Annotated in this window: 20 protein-coding genes and 1 riboswitch; of the genes, 9 read left to right on the forward strand and 11 right to left on the reverse strand. The window is 64.3% G+C overall.

From position 1 onward, the window contains the following. Positions 1 to 7 precede the first annotated feature (7 nt). Positions 8 to 364 (forward strand): carboxymuconolactone decarboxylase family protein, encoded by a 357-nt coding sequence (locus tag D6B98_RS31025; protein ID WP_126260824.1) that lies wholly within the window; start codon positions 8 to 10, stop codon positions 362 to 364. A gap of 80 nt (positions 365 to 444) precedes the next feature. Here the strand turns inward: D6B98_RS31025 and D6B98_RS31030 are convergent, their stop codons facing one another. Further along, the gene (locus tag D6B98_RS31030) at positions 445 to 777 is read right to left on the reverse strand and encodes a hypothetical protein (protein WP_126260825.1); all 333 of its coding nucleotides are present in this window, start codon (positions 775 to 777) and stop codon (positions 445 to 447) included. A gap of 203 nt (positions 778 to 980) precedes the next feature. Next, on the reverse strand, positions 981 to 1385 hold the full coding sequence (locus D6B98_RS31035; protein ID WP_126260826.1) for a hypothetical protein: 405 nt from the start codon (positions 1383 to 1385) through the stop codon (positions 981 to 983). Positions 1386 to 1547: 162 nt separating this feature from the next. Here D6B98_RS31035 and D6B98_RS31040 point away from each other — a divergent pair, with 162 nt between their 5' ends. Further along, positions 1548 to 1772, forward strand: a complete 225-nt coding sequence (locus D6B98_RS31040; RefSeq protein WP_126260827.1) for a hypothetical protein — start codon at positions 1548 to 1550, stop codon at positions 1770 to 1772. 152 nt (positions 1773 to 1924) lie between these two features. On the opposite strand, the gene D6B98_RS31045 is transcribed toward D6B98_RS31040, so the two are convergent. After that, entirely contained in the window at positions 1925 to 2230 is a 306-nt protein-coding gene (locus tag D6B98_RS31045) for a PilZ domain-containing protein (protein WP_235885065.1), read from the reverse strand. A 120-nt stretch (positions 2231 to 2350) separates the two neighbouring features. On the opposite strand from D6B98_RS31045, the gene D6B98_RS31050 reads away from it, so the two are divergent. After that, on the forward strand, positions 2351 to 2644 hold the full coding sequence (locus tag D6B98_RS31050) for an HdeA family protein (RefSeq protein ID WP_164718979.1): 294 nt from the start codon (positions 2351 to 2353) through the stop codon (positions 2642 to 2644). A gap of 172 nt (positions 2645 to 2816) precedes the next feature. Here the strand turns inward: D6B98_RS31050 and D6B98_RS31055 are convergent, their stop codons facing one another. Further along, positions 2817 to 3281: a PaaI family thioesterase gene (locus D6B98_RS31055; protein WP_126260830.1), complete on the reverse strand. Its 465-nt coding sequence runs from the start codon at positions 3279 to 3281 to the stop codon at positions 2817 to 2819. Between the two features lie 340 nt (positions 3282 to 3621). Here D6B98_RS31055 and D6B98_RS31065 point away from each other — a divergent pair, with 340 nt between their 5' ends. Continuing rightward, positions 3622 to 3921, forward strand: coding sequence for a hypothetical protein (locus tag D6B98_RS31065; RefSeq protein ID WP_126260831.1), 300 nt, complete (start codon positions 3622 to 3624; stop codon positions 3919 to 3921). Between the two features lie 106 nt (positions 3922 to 4027). Next, positions 4028 to 4282: a hypothetical protein gene (locus D6B98_RS31070; protein WP_126260832.1), complete on the forward strand. Its 255-nt coding sequence runs from the start codon at positions 4028 to 4030 to the stop codon at positions 4280 to 4282. A 126-nt stretch (positions 4283 to 4408) separates the two neighbouring features. Here D6B98_RS31070 and D6B98_RS31075 read toward each other — a convergent pair whose 3' ends face one another. Together D6B98_RS31075 and D6B98_RS31080 are read right to left on the reverse strand one after the other, a co-directional pair. Beyond that, complete coding sequence (locus D6B98_RS31075; protein WP_126260833.1) at positions 4409 to 4642, reverse strand: DUF6894 family protein; 234 nt, start codon at positions 4640 to 4642, stop codon at positions 4409 to 4411. Positions 4643 to 4812: 170 nt separating this feature from the next. Beyond that, positions 4813 to 5013 carry a hypothetical protein gene (locus D6B98_RS31080; RefSeq protein ID WP_126260947.1) on the reverse strand — a complete coding sequence of 67 codons (201 nt, stop codon included), beginning with the start codon at positions 5011 to 5013 and terminating at the stop codon, positions 4813 to 4815. 256 nt (positions 5014 to 5269) lie between these two features. On the opposite strand from D6B98_RS31080, the gene D6B98_RS31085 reads away from it, so the two are divergent. Further along, on the forward strand, positions 5270 to 5527 hold the full coding sequence (locus D6B98_RS31085) for a DUF2798 domain-containing protein (RefSeq protein WP_164718980.1): 258 nt from the start codon (positions 5270 to 5272) through the stop codon (positions 5525 to 5527). A gap of 657 nt (positions 5528 to 6184) precedes the next feature. On the opposite strand, the gene D6B98_RS40195 is transcribed toward D6B98_RS31085, so the two are convergent. Then, a complete protein-coding gene (locus D6B98_RS40195) occupies positions 6185 to 6352 on the reverse strand; it encodes a hypothetical protein (protein WP_164718981.1) in 168 nt (55 codons plus the stop codon). Between the two features lie 151 nt (positions 6353 to 6503). Beyond that, entirely contained in the window at positions 6504 to 6704 is a 201-nt protein-coding gene (locus D6B98_RS31090; RefSeq protein ID WP_126260834.1) for a hypothetical protein, read from the reverse strand. Between the two features lie 444 nt (positions 6705 to 7148). On the opposite strand from D6B98_RS31090, the gene recA reads away from it, so the two are divergent. The 3 genes from recA to D6B98_RS31105 all read left to right on the forward strand — a co-directional run bounded on the left by recA (position 7149) and on the right by D6B98_RS31105 (position 10342). Next, positions 7149 to 8237, forward strand: coding sequence for a recombinase RecA (recA, locus tag D6B98_RS31095; RefSeq protein ID WP_126260835.1), 1089 nt, complete (start codon positions 7149 to 7151; stop codon positions 8235 to 8237). Positions 8238 to 8343: 106 nt separating this feature from the next. After that, positions 8344 to 9324 (forward strand): DUF1835 domain-containing protein, encoded by a 981-nt coding sequence (locus D6B98_RS31100; protein ID WP_126260836.1) that lies wholly within the window; start codon positions 8344 to 8346, stop codon positions 9322 to 9324. Positions 9325 to 9334: 10 nt separating this feature from the next. Further along, the gene (locus D6B98_RS31105) at positions 9335 to 10342 is read left to right on the forward strand and encodes a hypothetical protein (RefSeq protein ID WP_126260837.1); all 1008 of its coding nucleotides are present in this window, start codon (positions 9335 to 9337) and stop codon (positions 10340 to 10342) included. A gap of 113 nt (positions 10343 to 10455) precedes the next feature. Here D6B98_RS31105 and gcvP read toward each other — a convergent pair whose 3' ends face one another. The 3 genes from gcvP to gcvT form a co-directional block, all read right to left on the reverse strand. Beyond that, a complete protein-coding gene (gcvP, locus tag D6B98_RS31110) occupies positions 10456 to 13323 on the reverse strand; it encodes an aminomethyl-transferring glycine dehydrogenase (RefSeq protein WP_164719000.1) in 2868 nt (955 codons plus the stop codon). 154 nt (positions 13324 to 13477) lie between these two features. Next, complete coding sequence (gcvH, locus tag D6B98_RS31115) at positions 13478 to 13846, reverse strand: glycine cleavage system protein GcvH (RefSeq protein WP_126260839.1); 369 nt, start codon at positions 13844 to 13846, stop codon at positions 13478 to 13480. 9 nt (positions 13847 to 13855) lie between these two features. Further along, positions 13856 to 15004, reverse strand: coding sequence for a glycine cleavage system aminomethyltransferase GcvT (gene gcvT, locus D6B98_RS31120; protein ID WP_126260840.1), 1149 nt, complete (start codon positions 15002 to 15004; stop codon positions 13856 to 13858). Between the two features lie 145 nt (positions 15005 to 15149). Next, positions 15150 to 15240: riboswitch (glycine riboswitch) on the reverse strand. Positions 15241 to 15396 lie beyond the last annotated feature (156 nt).

Consider the following 15396-nt stretch of genomic DNA (forward strand, 5'->3'; position numbering starts at 1 on the left):
GGGTCCGATGGACAAGAACTACGTCGACATCACCAGAAACATCTCCGCCAACCTGAAGAAGCTGCGCAGCGACATTCCCGATACGATGAAGGGATTTTCCGCACTCGCCCAGGCCGCCACGCGTGACGGCGCGCTGGACAAGAAGACCAAGGAACTGATGGCGCTGGCGCTCGGCGTCGCCGCACATTGCGACGGCTGCATCGGCTTTCACGTCGAGGCGCTGGTCAAGCTCGGCGCGAGCCGCGAAGAGATCGAGGAGACGCTCGGCATGGCCGTCTACATGGGCGGCGGCCCCTCGCTGATGTACGCTGCGGATGCGATCGCGGCGTACGAGCAGTTCCAGCAGCAATCGACCGTCGCATGACGGCGGTCACCTCGTAGAGGCATACGAACGGGACCGGGCGAATAGTCTCGTCCGGTCCCGAACCATCAAGCCTTCGCGGATTACCAGCGGTCGTCGACGCCAACGCCGACGCTGACGCCAGGCGCGCGAATGCCGACGCCGGCGCGCGGACCGTCATCCCAGTCGCGATGATAGGTGCGGCGCTCGTAATAGCGTTCGCGCGGCATGTAGTTGTAGGAATCGCGCACGATCACGCGCGAACCGCTGCGCGTGCGATAGCAACGGCCGGCGTCGTCGCAGACGAGCCGCACCTGCTGAACGAGATCCGGATTGGTGTATTCGCTGGTCGTGTAGATATCGGAAGCCTTCGCCCCCGAGACGGCTGCCAAGGCGCCCACGCCCGCCAACAGCGCAATCGCAAATGTCTTCATCATGTCCTCCTCGAAACTGCCCTCGGCGGTAACAAGAAGGGGAGGCGGCGATCGTTCCCCGCCGCGATGCCCGTTTTTCCCGGAACCGGCGGGTGGCGACGGTTCCTGAAGCGCGATGCGATTAGGATGATTCGTCATCGTGCTTTAGGTTGTTGTTTGAGCATGCTCTTTTCGGAAAACCGCTGCGCACTTTTCCGGATCATGCGCTAGACCGGCTCGTATGTCTCGGTCCCGCAGATGTCGTCGGCTTCCGCCCGCCGGCGGTCCACGACCTTCCCGCCGTTGATCGTCACGATGTAGGTCTGGGCGCCCAGCGAGGTGCCGGTTGCGGAGGTGAGCTGCGCGCGGACGCAGGCGGTCCAGCCCGGTCCGCGCAGCTCGCGATGGGGCGGGGCGACGTGCACCTCGCGCGGATAGGAGGTGGCGAGGAAAACCACATCGATCTGCTCGCGCACCACACGCTTGACGTCGGGAGGCGCTTCGGGTGGCGGTTGCTCGGCCTCCTTCATGCGCATGAACTCAGGCACCGGCGCGCGGCTGTCAGCAAAGCCGCAGGCACCAAGCGCGAGCGCGCCGGCGAGCAGCGCGGCATGAGCAATGATCCGTAACATCCGTGAAAGTCCCCTGCGGGCCAACAGATAGGCACGAATGCGGTCCGGCGAAGTCCTTGCCGATCAAGATTTGCTGAGGCCTCCACAAGCCCTAGAACCCGCGGCATTTGCTATTCCGCGTTTGCGGGCTAGTTTGTACCCCAGACGAAGGGGATTGCACCGATGAGGATTTTGGTCATCGCGGCCGCCGTGCTGGCACTGACGGCTGCCTCGGCGCAGGCGCAGGGCCGGCGGCCGTCCCAGGACGCGGCCAAGCCGGTGGACAACGGGCCCAAGGTCGACGAGAAAGCCTACAAGGCTGCGCTCGAGCGCATTCCCGAGCCGAAGGACAAATACGACCCTTGGGGCGGGGCCCGCCCCAGCGAGCCGGCCAAGAAGGTGAGATAGAACAGGCGGGGCGCCCGGTCGCGCCGCCTCACTTGCGGGATCGACGACGAGGCGGCCGCGACCGCAAGCCCGCGCTGGCGTTGCCGTCGTCGTGCCGCGCAATCATCATCGCCTTGTGGATGCGATGCGAACGCTCGTTCACATCGCGCGCGCTATTGCACAAAGGCGAGGCCGACGCGCTTGTCACTGCGCCAAACTGTGCGACAATTCCGTACGAACTCGTCGCGCGCGATCGAGAGCGTGAACGATTGCGGCAACGTGACGGGAGCGTCGAGGTCGATCGCCGCGCCGCCGGCCGACATGTTCCGCACCGTGCAGGCGATGCCGTTGTTTTCGAAGGTGATCGTTCCACCCTTGAAAACACGGTGACGCTGCGCTGTACGTTTCTCGATCATCGGCGTCGGTCCATCACGATGATTATGGAGTAATGCATAGAAATTACTTTGAACTAAACTCAATATCGGCGCTGCTCGCACGGCGCTTCAGACTTCGTTTACGACGTTCGAGCGGAGAGCCTCTCCGCCGATTTCCCCCGCAAGCCTTTCTTTTATGGCGTTACGGCGCCGATGGAGATTCCGATGAAGACCACGCTTTCGCTTCTGTTCGCCGCTGCGCTCTCGCTGTCGTCGATGCCCGCCCACGCCGTCAAATGGGACCTTTCGACCATGAGCTGCAAGCAGTTCCTCGAGAGCGGCGAAGACAACATCCAGGTCGTGCTGACCTGGATGGACGGCTGGTACAAGGGCGACGAGGACAACGCGATCATCGACACCGACGTTTTCATCGCGAACGCCAAGAAGTTTGGTGCCTATTGCGGAAAGAATCCGACAGCCAGCATCGTCACGGCGGCTGACGAAGTGCTCGGCAAGTAACGCGAAGCGCGCGGACCGAAGCGCGATTGCGGTCGCGCCTGTCTCCTGCCTCCATGTCTCCTGCCTCGATGTCTGCTGCCTCGATGTCTGCTGCCTCGATGTCTGCTGCCTCGATGCGATCGTGATGGAGAGCCGCGCTGCGCTTGGCGCTCACGCGGCTCTCGCTTTTCGATCAGCCCGGCAACATCGCGAACGCGCTGGACACCATCGCGGCCGGCTTGTTGTCGGTCGCCGAGAGCAGCGTGACGCGGCCAAAGCTCATGGTGCGCCCGAGCCGCACCACGCGCGCGTCCGCCAGTACGTCCGACGAGGACACCGCGCGCATGAAATGCGTGGTCTGGTCGACCGTCGTCATCGGACGATAGCCGCGATTGGCCGCAAGGATCGCGATCACCATCGCGGTGTCGGCAAGCGCCATCAGGGCCTGGCCGCAGACCACGCCGCCGTTGCGGCACAACCGCTCCGAAAACGGCATGCGCAGAAGCGCGCCCGGCTGCCAGTCCGGCTGGTCCGCCGGCTGAGCGTGCTCGAGGCGCTCGACCGCGAGGTTGAGATCCTGGACCCAGGGCGCAAAAACCTCGCCGAGGATGCGTCTGGCGTCGGGGAGGCCGAATTCGGCGTCTGGCTGCCTTTGCATTGCTGTCGCGCTCTCCTGTATTGCCGGATGTTTCGTCCCATTGTGAGCGCATCGGCGCAGCAAAGTCACCCGGTCTCGCGGCGGTCCCGTCGGCTTGAAAATGCCTGACTTGGCCCGGTATGATGCCTCGCTTGGGAACGGGTGGATGATGTTGCGTCGGTGTGTCCTCGTCTTTTGTATGATCGCGCTCGGCCTCGCGCTGAGCGGGTGCACCAGATGCGGCCCGATCTGGGACGATTGGCTGCATGGGCCCAAATCTTGCCGGTCGGATCGGCTCTAGCGGCCCCGAACGGCCCCGGCGCGGGCGATCCCTGCCTCATGGATGATCAAGGAGTAGACGATGAAGCTTTTCCGTATGGCGGCGGTGCTGCTGGCAGCGCTGGCGGGACCTGCCTATGCGCAATTGCCCAATATCAATTTGATGCAGGACGGCCCGAGCAAGACGCCGGAGGAGAAGGCGCTCGAGGCCGAGCGCGAGAAGGCCTACAAGGAAACGCTGAAGAAAATCCCGGATTCCAAGTCGTCCAGTGATCCCTGGGGCGGCATGCGCGCCGATCCGCCGAAGCAGCCGGCGGCGCCGAAGGCATCGGCCGCAACCAGCGCGCCGAAGAAGACCAAGAGCGGCACGGCCGCCAACTGACGACAGCTTCGTCCGGGGGCGGCACAGGCCTTCGGACAGGACTCCTCTTCGGCGGGCCCACGCCCTACATTTGCCTCCGAGCGTAGCGCGTAGAGGAGGGCAGGACATGGCCGATCGTCCGCAGGATCTCGCCGAGCGGATGGCGCGCCGGCGCAAGGCGCCCGGCAAGCCCGTCCAAACGATCGGCGACGGCTTTCTGCGCGAGACCTTCACGCTGCCGCGCGCGGCGGCGCGGGAACGGGCGCAGGCCTTCTTCGCCCGCTACCCCAAGGCCGGCTATATGAGCGCGGTCGAGACCTGGCGCGAACTGCCCGGCGGCGACATCGAATTCACCATGCGGCGGCTGCCCAGCGCGGACTGAAGCCGGCCTGCCCGAGGGGCTCTTGCTAAAGCATGATCCGGAAAAGTGCGCAGCGGTTTTCCGAAAAGATCATGCTTAAACAACAACCTAAAGCGCGATGACGATTCATCCTAATCGCATCGCGCTTTAGTCGAGCGTTTCGGCGACGATGCGGATCCGGAATATCGGCTCCTTGGCCTCGTCCAGCAGCTCCATGTGCCATTCGGAATTTTCCTGGAGCTTGCGGGCAATGCCGGCGGTCATGTCGGCGCAGACATTGGTCATCTCTTTCCAGGCCGAATCGCGATCGGCGAATTCCGTCGCCTGGTCGGCGCAGCCGGAATAACGGCCATTCCGGATACGAAAGAAATAGAGCGGCATGGCTGGCACCGATCGCGCGTGACGGCCTCGCCCCCAAGGCCACGGGCGCGCGCAGTCCAATCCCAAACCAGCGTCAGATCAATTCCGGGCGGCTACGGATGATGCCGGGGCGAGGGGCCTGCCAGCCCCGCCGGTGCGGTGCAGACGCCCCACGCGCGATCAGCGCGGCGCTATCCGGCCGGTTCAGGCCGTTGCCCCGCCGATCGCTTCAGCTCCCGATCGATCCGCAGTTGCACGCGCCGGATCGCGAGCAGATCGATTTTCGTCTCGGTCTTGCCCGTCTTGATCTGATCGCCGATGCGGAACTGCCATTGCCAGATTCCGGGAATCGCCGTCTTGGCGACGGTGAATTCGATGCCCCTGTGATTCATGGTGACCTCCCACGATTCACTTCCAAGATCGCAAACAAGTTGGTCGTCATCATATTCCCACGGCAAGGAAAATCTGTTGGTTGACGGACAGTTACCCCGTGGTTCTCCGACCAAGAACAGAGTTCCTGGGCTGCATTCGTTTGCGGGTGTTGCGCCGCGCGACACGCGACGCAGACCGGTTCCCGCCAACGTTGCCGATGCGCGCGGCGGCATGTGCCTTGCTTGCCCTGATGACGGCAAGCAACATGGGTCCGTCATGCTCGGCATTCCCCGCCGCTACAGTCACTTCGTCTTCGGGATCATCCAGTCCGGACTGACTTCGCTGATCGCGGCCGGGATCGCCAGCTGGCCCGCGGGCAGCGCGGCGATCTTCGTCGGTCACTGGATGGCGTCGTGGCTGATCGCCTGGGCCGCGATGCTGCCGATCGTGCTCCTGGCGGCGCCTGCGATCCGCGCCTTCGTGCTGCGCCTGACCCGCGAGGAGAGGGATCCGCGAGCCGGCAGCCAGGCATGAAAAAGCCCCGCCTGGGGAGAGCCAAGCGGGGCAGAGAGTTGTTGGAGGCCGAGGTGCTGGGCTGCAACACCAGAGCCGCGTCATCCTAGCCGGCTCCGCTTACGGCAGCCTGACAGGCGGCAGGTTTCCACGCCCGGTGGCCGAGGCCGCAGACTGGCCCCGCACCGGTCCCAATTTCGACATCCGTTCGCACAACTGCGGTCACACAGGTCGGCAAGATTTCAGACCGTTCGGCGCAGTCATGGGGGAAACGTGGCACGCCGACTACGGGGTGGCATCATGGATAACGTAGAGCGGTCGTTCGCCGCCGCGACAGCGGCTGGCTTCGTGGTGCTGGTGATCGGCCTCGTGCTGCTGGCGCTGCTGTAAGGCAGGCACTGCCGGTGCTCGTGTCCTGCGGCGATCGCGGGCACGGCCTGCCGCCAATCTCAAAACTGGAAAACAACCCCATGCACAGTAGGCCGCATGGAAATTCTGTTGTTCTTTCAGTGGCTTGAGTGCGGTGTTTAGATACCGTTATAGCTCGCGACTCGCTAGGGGCCATGCGGGCCGTTCCCCGCGATGTCGCGCCGTCGCGCGGGTCGGTCGATCCCGACCGGCGACCAAAGCGTCAGCCGGCGGGACGTTGTCGGTTTCGAAGCCGGCCCCCTTCAGGCTCTAATGGATCTTGATTTCATTCAGGGGAAGATGGAGTTCGCTGGCGCGCTCTTCGCGGTCCTTCCTGCGGAACTCGTTTTCCTTGCGCTCGAACTTCATCATCTCCTCATGCGCCGCCTGCGGCAGAGGTTTGCGCCCGATTGTTTCGCGATGCTCGTTGTCCGTCATGACTGAGATCCCCAGAGTTACGGTCTCGCCCTGGAGAAGGCCTGAGACCGCGAAAAGGTTCGGTGCCGCAGGATTGCGAATTTATGACGACCAGGCATGCGTCTTCGATGCGCGTCAGCTTCGGTCGGGGCGGGATGTTGCGGCCGCGCCGCTATTTCGGCGGTTGCAGCCCGGGCGATTTGACCCAGTCGTGCAGATGATTTGCCAACTCGGCCTGGCGCGCCTTCTTGAGGAGGGCGTCCCGTTCGGGGCCGGGAGGCAGGCTGGCGGCGTCCTCCTTGATCTGCTTCACCCATGCGGAGAGCCGGTCTTGAAGGGTCAGTTGTTGCTTGAAGCGTCGCCGCTTGAGCATGGCACGATCCTGTCCGTGCGCGGAAGGCGGCAGCGCAATCGGGGTTTCATCATCGATCGTCGCCGCGGTCCCGCGCGTGGTGATGATCGATTAGGATCCATAAACGGAACGGCGTCTGTTCAGTTGTGCGCACAACGCGCAGGCACGAGCCGGCTGATGAAGGTCGACCAGGATCGGGCCGCAACCGCGTCCGCGGAACGTTCACCGTTCCGGCCAGAATGCAGGATCTACGTTGTGGGGCTGCTGGCTTGCGACGAGCCACCACCGGGAATTAGGACGTCCCGAATTCAACCTGGGGGTAGGGGCAGAAGCGCGGCCAGCCGCCAAATTCCAAAAAGAACATATTGCGAACCTGGAACAAATAGGGTACATTGCTTTTATCGCCGCGCCGCCTCGCAACTGTTTGTCCCTCACGCGAATCCTCGCCATAAGGAGCACGACCCAATGTCCGCCACTGCCCTGCGTATCGTCGAAGGATCTTCCATGGACAAGAGTAAAGCTCTGGCTGCCGCGCTCTCCCAGATCGAGCGCCAGTTCGGCAAGGGCTCGGTGATGAAGCTCGGCAAGAACGACCGGTCCATGGACATCGAGGCGGTGTCGTCGGGCTCGCTCGGGCTCGATATCGCGCTCGGCATCGGCGGCCTGCCCAAGGGGCGCATCGTCGAGATCTACGGGCCGGAATCCTCGGGCAAGACCACGCTGGCGCTGCATACGGTGGCGGAAGCGCAGAAGAAGGGCGGCATCTGCGCCTTCATCGACGCCGAGCACGCGCTCGACCCGGTCTATGCCCGCAAGCTTGGCGTCAACATCGACGAGCTCCTGATCTCGCAACCCGACACCGGCGAGCAGGCGCTGGAGATCTGCGACACGCTGGTGCGCTCCGGTGCGGTGGACGTGCTGGTGATCGATTCGGTCGCGGCGCTGGTGCCGAAGGCCGAGCTCGAAGGCGAGATGGGCGATGCGCTGCCGGGCCTGCAGGCCCGTCTGATGAGCCAGGCGCTGCGCAAGCTCACGGCCTCGATCAACAAGTCCAACACCATGGTCATCTTCATCAACCAGATCCGCATGAAGATCGGTGTGATGTACGGCTCGCCTGAGACCACCACCGGCGGCAACGCGCTGAAATTCTACGCCTCCGTCCGCCTCGACATCCGCCGCATCGGCGCGATCAAGGAGCGCGACGAGGTGGTCGGCAACACCACGCGCGTCAAGGTGGTCAAGAACAAGCTGGCCCCCCCGTTCAAGCAGGTCGAGTTCGACATCATGTACGGCGAGGGCGTCTCCAAGATGGGCGAGATCCTCGACCTCGGCGTCAAGGCCGGCATCGTCGAGAAATCGGGCGCCTGGTTCTCCTATGACAGCCAGCGGCTCGGCCAGGGCCGCGAGAACTCGAAAGCGTTCTTGAAGGCCAACCCCGACATCACCGCCAAGATCGAAACCGCGATCCGCCAGAACTCCGGCCTGATCGCCGAGCAGATCCTGGCCGGCACGCCCGAGCGCGACGCCGACGGCGAGGAGCCGACGGACGAGTAAATCTTAGACAGCCAGGTTTTTCGCGAGGAGCGGGCGCTGAAGACGTTGAGTTGCCGACGTCTTCGGTGCCCGTTTTCGTTTTGCCTTGCGTTTATCAGGTGGTGCGATGAAGCGGCTGATCTTGACCGGGTGGGGCGGCGGGATTGATCTCGTTCGATCGGGGTTGGCCGAGATCGTCATCCCGTTCCATTTTAGTTTTGAGTGGGGACCGCTCCCGCAGGTGGAAAAGCTCTCAGCTTATTTGGCTGCCTACACCGCAGAGCTTGGCCATGCCGAACATTGGTCGGATTGGGTCCGCTGGCCCCGCGACGCCAAGCGTCGCAAATTGTCGCTGGCTGAATTTTGCGAGCTTTACGACGAGATCGAACTCTGGTTTGGAGCGACTGCCCGCGACCAGCTGCAACTGGTCTGGTTGCTTGATTACCTCGGCAGCTATCCTGCATTGGCGCTGAAGCTCAGGCTGCGATTGCTGAACTCCGACCTGATATTTGGTCCCGATTATGATTTCGTTGAGGGCGAACGCCATATTTCCGTCGGGGACGTCGGTGCGGAGGAGTTCGAGATCGCGCAGTTGGCATGGTCGGCCTACCGCGGGCCGACCCCGGAGGCCTGCATCGATCTGCTTCACCGCGATCTGAGCGCGTTGCTGATGCTGCGGCCAGCCTTGCTCGAGCTTCTGGCAGAGCTCCCGTCTCCTTTGACCGGACTAGGTGCGACCGAGATTCGATTTCTGGAGATGCTCCATTGGTATGCAAACACGAATGCGTTGTTCCATCTACGCTCGCTACGGGGCACTTACGTGTGGGGTGAGGTCGAACTGGGATATTTGCTCGAAGGCCTCGCCCTCGGCCCCAAGCCAGCTGTGGCCGGGCTCGGCGAAGAATTACGCATCATCGACCTTGGCAATCTCGGAGCCCGGCACAAGGTTTACCTCCGCAGCCGGTTGTCGCTGACCGAATTCGGTAAGGCTGTACTGGCCCATCAGGAGGATTTCAGCCGTTATAATCCAATCGATCGCTGGTGGGGCGGCACACATCTGACCAACGATCGGCTGTGGCGCTACGGCCCTGTCCTGACGAAGCCCTGAGGAGGCCGACGTGACGCGGCTTATTGTGACGACAGACTCGTCCGCCGCCGGCGCCATACAACGGGCCGGCCTTGCCGACCTGGTCATTGCGATCGAGCGTCGCATGGTCGGGGGACCGCTACTCTCCGAAACGGAATGCGAGGCATTCTTCGCCCCGCGCGTGGCTCATCCAAATGGCCTGCACTGGCTCGACGATACGCCGGTTTGGCTCCTGGAAAGGTCCGGGGTGAGGGGGCGCGGACTGATCGATCTGTTGTCCGAATGCGACACGGCCGAACTGTGGATGGGACCAGAGCCGAACGCACAATTGCTTCTGCTCTGGCTGCTCGATTATTGCGGCACCGAGGAAGCGGCAGTTTCCAAGCTCTCGATACGTCGTCTGGACTTTGCCGTGGGTGATCTCGCGCCGGAGCAACTTGCGAAGCTGAATCCTCCAATTGCAAGAATTACGCAGGATCACGTTGAACTGGCCGGTCGGGCATGGCGAGCCTATTGCGCGTCCACGCCGCAGACTTGGTTCGAGCTCATCGAGATGGATTTGAGCCTGCTTCCGCAACTCGAGCGTTGCGCCCTCGACCTGCTCGAGGAACTCCCGGGCGTGACCACCGGTCTTGGAGCGACTGAGATGCGAATGCTGGAGTTGATCGCGCCTGGCGGCGTGCAGCCCTTCGATGTCTTCCCGGGTCATCAGAAGCGCAACGAGCGGCGCGTGTACGATTACTGGGAAGTCGGAGTCCTGCTCGACGGGCTCGCGCGATGCCCGGTACCGGCCGTAGCCGGGCTCGACGAGGGGCCATTCACGCTCGACATGCATGACGATGCGCGCCGTTTCGCGCAATATAAGCAATCCCTGATGTCACTCACCGATTTCGGGACGGCGGTGCTGGCGGGACAAGAGGACTTCCCGCGTCATAATCCGATTCGTCGCTGGTGGGGTGGCACGCTTCTCACCAACGAACGGCTTTGGCGATGGGATCGCGAAAGCCGGTTGTTGATTGAGCCTTATGTCAGGTTGTAGGGTGGATTAGCCGCAGGCGTAATCCACCACATTGTCTCCGCGGAAGCAGACGTGGCGGGTTACGCCGACGGACGGCGCTTCGCGCCGCCGCCTGCTAACCCACCCTACGAAGCTCACTCCGCAGCTTGCGCGTAGTCGCTCACCGGCGGGCAGGAGCACACCAGGTTGCGGTCGCCGTAGACGTTGTCGACGCGCCCGACGGGGCTCCAGTATTTGTCGGTGCGCGAGACGCCCTGGGGGAAGCAGCCTTCAGCGCGGGTGTAGGCGCGCTTCCAATCGTCATCCGCGATGTCGTGCACGGTGTGCGGGGCGTGACGCAGCGGCGAGGCTTCGATCTTGAAACGGCCGGCCTCGACCTCGGCGATCTCCTTCCGGATCGCGATCATGGCATCGCAGAAGCGGTCCAGCTCGGCCTTCGATTCCGACTCGGTCGGCTCGATCATCAGCGTGCCCGGCACCGGGAAGCTCATGGTCGGGGCGTGGAAGCCGTAATCGATCAGGCGCTTTGCGATGTCGTCCACGGTGACGCCGGACGTCACCTTCAGCGGGCGGGGATCGACGATGCACTCATGCGCGACGCGGCCCCTGGCGTTCTTGTAGAGCACCGGGAAGTGCGGATCGAGGCGCGCTGCGATGTAGTTGGCGTTGAGGATCGCGATCTCGGTGGCGCGCTTCAAGCCTTCGCCGCCCATCATCAGGATGTAGATGTAGGAGATGGTCAGGATCGATGCCGAGCCGAACGGCGCGGCCGAGACCGGCCCGACAGGCGCTTCGCCATTCGTCGCGGGGTGGCCCGGCAGGAACGGCGCAAGATGCGCCTTCACGCCGATCGGGCCCATGCCGGGGCCGCCGCCGCCATGCGGGATGCAGAAGGTCTTGTGCAGGTTGAGATGGCTGACATCGGCGCCGTAATCGCCGGGCCTGGAGAGGCCGACCTGGGCATTGAGGTTGGCACCGTCGAGATACACCTGGCCGCCATGGCCGTGCACGATGTCGCAGATCTCGCGGATATGCTCCTCGAACACGCCATGGGTCGAGGGATAGGTGATCATGACCGCGGCAAGATCCTTGGAATGCTTCTCGGCCTTGGCGCGCATGTCATTGACGTCGACGTCGCCGTTCTTCTCGCAAGACACAACCACCACGTCCATGCCGACCATCGCGGCCGAAGCCGGATTGGTGCCATGGGCGGAGGAGGGGATCAGGCAGATCTTGCGGTGCGTCTCTCCGCGCGAAGCATGGTAGCCGCGGATCGCCAAAAGCCCGGCATATTCGCCTTGCGCGCCCGAGTTCGGCTGCAGCGAGATCGCGTCATAGCCGGTGATGTCGCACAGCCACTTCTCCAGCCGCGCGAACAGCGCGTGATAGCCGCTCGCCTGCTCGCGCGGCACGAACGGGTGCAGCGTCGCAAATTCCGGCCAGGTCAGCGGCATCATTTCGGTGGTCGCGTTCAGCTTCATGGTGCAGGAGCCGAGCGGGATCATGGCACGGTCGAGCGCGAGGTCGCGATCGCTGAGCTTGCGCATGTAGCGCAGCATCTCGGTTTCGGAGCGATGCGCATGGAAGACCGGATGGGTGAGGAAAGCGGTGGTGCGCTTCAGCGTCTCCGGCAGCGCCTCGCGCGTGGTCGCGTCGATCTCGGCGTAGGCAAGCGTGCCGCCGAACGCGCGCCAGACCGCTTCGACCGTTGCCGGCGTCGTGGTCTCGTCGAGCGCGATGCGCAAGGCGGTTTCACCGACGCCGAGATTGATCTTCTCGGCGGCCGCGCGCGCGACGATCTCGGCGCGCCTGGCGCCGGCATCGACGCTCAGCGTGTCGAAGAAGGTCTCCGACTGCGGCGCAAAGCCGAGCTTGCGCAGGCCGCTCGCCAGCACGGCAGTGCGGCGGTGCACGTTGCGCGCGATCTGCGCAAGGCCTTCGGAGCCGTGATAGACCGCGTACATCGAGGCGATCACGGCGAGCAGCACCTGGGCGGTGCAGATGTTGGAGGTCGCCTTCTCGCGGCGGATGTGCTGCTCGCGCGTCTGCAGCGCGAGGCGATAGGCCGGCGCCCCGCGCGAATCGACGGAGAGGCCGACGATGCGGCCGGGCAGCGAGCGCTTCAGCGCATCGCGCACCGCCATATAGGCCGCGTGCGGTCCGCCATAGCCCATCGGCACGCCGAAGCGCTGCGCCGAGCCGATCGCGATGTCGGCCCCGAGCTCGCCGGGCGAGGCGACCAGCGTCAGCGCCAAGAGATCGGCGGCGAGAATCGCGAGCGCGCCCTTGGCCTTCAGCGCTGATATCGCAGGCCTGAGGTCGCGCAATGCGCCCGAGGAGCCCGGATATTGCAGCAGCGCGCCGAGCACGTCCGCCTTGTCGAGATCGGTGAGGGGGTCGCCGACGATCAGGCTCCAGCCGAGCGGCTCGGCACGGGTGCGCATCACCGCCAGCGTCTGCGGGTGCACGTCCTTGTCGACGAAGAACGCCTTTGCCTTGACCTGCGAGTGCCGCTCCGCCAGCGCCATGGCTTCGGCCGCCGCGGTGGCTTCATCGAGCAGCGAGGCGTTGGCGACATCGAGCCCGGTGAGGTCGCAGATCATGGTCTGGAAGTTGAGCAGCGCCTCGAGCCGGCCCTGGCTGATCTCGGGCTGGTAGGGCGTGTAGGCGGTGTACCAGGCCGGATTTTCCAGAATGTTGCGCTGGATCACCGCGGGCAGGACCGTGCCGGAATAGCCCTGGCCGATCAGCGAGGTGAAGACCTGGTTCTGTCGCGCCAGCTCGGCCATATGCGCGATCGCCTCGGTCTCGCTGAGCGGCTTGCCGAGATCGAGCGGGGCGGCCTGCCGGATCGAAGCGGGCAGCGTTTCCGCCATCAGGGCGTCGACGCTCTTGGCGCTGACGGTTTCGAGCATGGCGGTGACATCGCGCGCCGAGGGGCCGATATGGCGGCGAACGAAACTGGCGGCGGTGTCGCCGTTGGTCTTGCGGTGCGCGGTCATCATGGGTCCTCGCTAGGAGTTGCTGTCATGCCCCGCGAAGGCGGGGCACCCAGTAAACGCAGGCGTTCGTGATAGAGCCGATGGGCCGCGGCGTACTGGATCGCCCGCCTGCGCGGGCGATGACACCGAGTATGGGGCGGCCGTTCTCTTCATCTTAAGCCGTATGCGCCTTGTAGGCGGCTTCATCCATGAGGTTGCCGAGCTCGCTCTTGTCGGCAATCTTGATCTTGAAGAACCAGGCCGCGCCCTGCGCATCCGAGTTCACCAGCGCCGGCTCGGCGGCAAGCGCCTCGTTGGCCTCGAGCACTTCGCCTGTAACAGGCGCATAGACGTCGGAGGCTGCCTTCACCGATTCCACCACGGCAGCGGCTTCGGCCTTCTTCAAGCTCCGGCCGATCTTGGGCAGCTCGACGAACACGACGTCGCCGAGCTGCTGCTGGGCGTAGTCGGTGATGCCGACGGTGGCGACATCGCCGTCGATCGCCAGCCATTCGTGGTCGGAGGTGTACAGCGTCGTGGTCATTTCGAGTCCTCAGCGTTTGTAGGTGTTTTTGACGAAGGGCATGGCGGCGACGGCGAGCGGCAGTCGCTGGCCGCGCACCTCGGCGAACAGCTTGGTGCCGAGCGCGCTCAGATTGGTGGGCACGTAGCCCATCGCCACCGGCGCATTCAGGCTCGGGCCGAAGCCGCCCGATGTGACTTGTCCGATCGGCTCGCGCGCATCGGCGTCGGCAAAGAGCAGCGCGCCCTCGCGCACCGGCGCACGGCCCTCGGCACGCAGGCCGACGCGGCGGCGGGTCGCGCCGTTGTCGAAATGCGCCAGGATTTTCTCCGCGCCGGGAAAGCCGCCGGCGCGCGCGCCGCCGCTGCGGCGGCTCTTCTGCACCGACCATTCCAGGGCGGCCTCGACCGGCGTGGTGGCGGTGTCGATGTCGTGGCCGTAGAGGCAGAGGCCGGCTTCCAGCCGCAGGCTGTCGCGGGCCCCGAGGCCGATCGGCAGCACGTCGGGATTGTCCAGCAGCATCTTGGCGAGGCGTTCGACATCGCTGGCGGGAGCCGAGATCTCGAACCCGTCCTCGCCGGTATAGCCGGAGCGCGAGACGAAGCACTTGATGCCGGCGACCTCATGCGGACCGGCGTCCATGAATTTCATGGACGGCGCCGCTGCACATAATGTCGCCAGCGCCGTTTCGGCCTTCGGGCCCTGCAGCGCGATCAGCGCGCGGTCGGCGAGGGGGTCGATGACGCAGTCGCCCGAGAGATTCGCCCGCAGATGCGCCTCGTCCGCGTCCTTGCAGGCGGCATTGACGACCAGGAACAGGTGATCGCCGAAATTGGCGACCATGAGATCGTCGAGGATACCGCCGTCTTCATTGGTGAACTGGGCGTAGCGCTGCCGGTTGGGCGCGATCGCCACGATGTCCTGCGGCACCAGCCGTTCCAGCGCGCGGGCGGCGTCCTCGACCTTGCCCGATTTCGGGCGCAGCGCGATCTGGCCCATATGGGAGACATCGAACAGGCCGGCGGAGGCTCGGGTATGGAGGTGCTCCTTCAGCACGCCCGCAGGGTACTGTACGGGCATGTCATAGCCAGCGAACGGCACCATCTTGCCGCCGAGGGACACATGCAGGGCGTGGAGGGGCGTATGTCGGAGAGATTTCTGGTCGTCGGGTACTGGCATCACAGGGGCCCTCGGCGGTTCCCCGGGGACGATTCCCCGAGACAAACCAGTCGAAGCCCCATCTGTCGCTGTGCCTGAGAGTATTATCCCGTCGGCGGGCGCAGTCCGGGCCTAGACCCGTCGGCGCCTCTTTCCAGATGCTGTCAAAGCCACGCGGTCCTTTTGCCTGAGAGTTTCCGGGGCGGTTGCTCCTTCGGCGCCGGCTGCCTAAAGCCGGTCTCTCCCGACGTGGCCGTCGATACAGATGGGTACAGACCACAGGGCGGCCAAGCCTGTCAACGCGTCCGCATGTCCTATCAACGGGATTGCAACGGGAATTGAGCGGATGCGGCAACCCTCTGATCTGCTTGCACAGTTTCTGGACAGGAAAGCTGGCCTTGTCTAAAAGCGCT

Origin of the sequence: Bradyrhizobium sp. LVM 105 (assembly GCF_003957705.1) — a bacterium.
Lineage (GTDB): Bacteria > Pseudomonadota > Alphaproteobacteria > Rhizobiales > Xanthobacteraceae > Bradyrhizobium > Bradyrhizobium frederickii.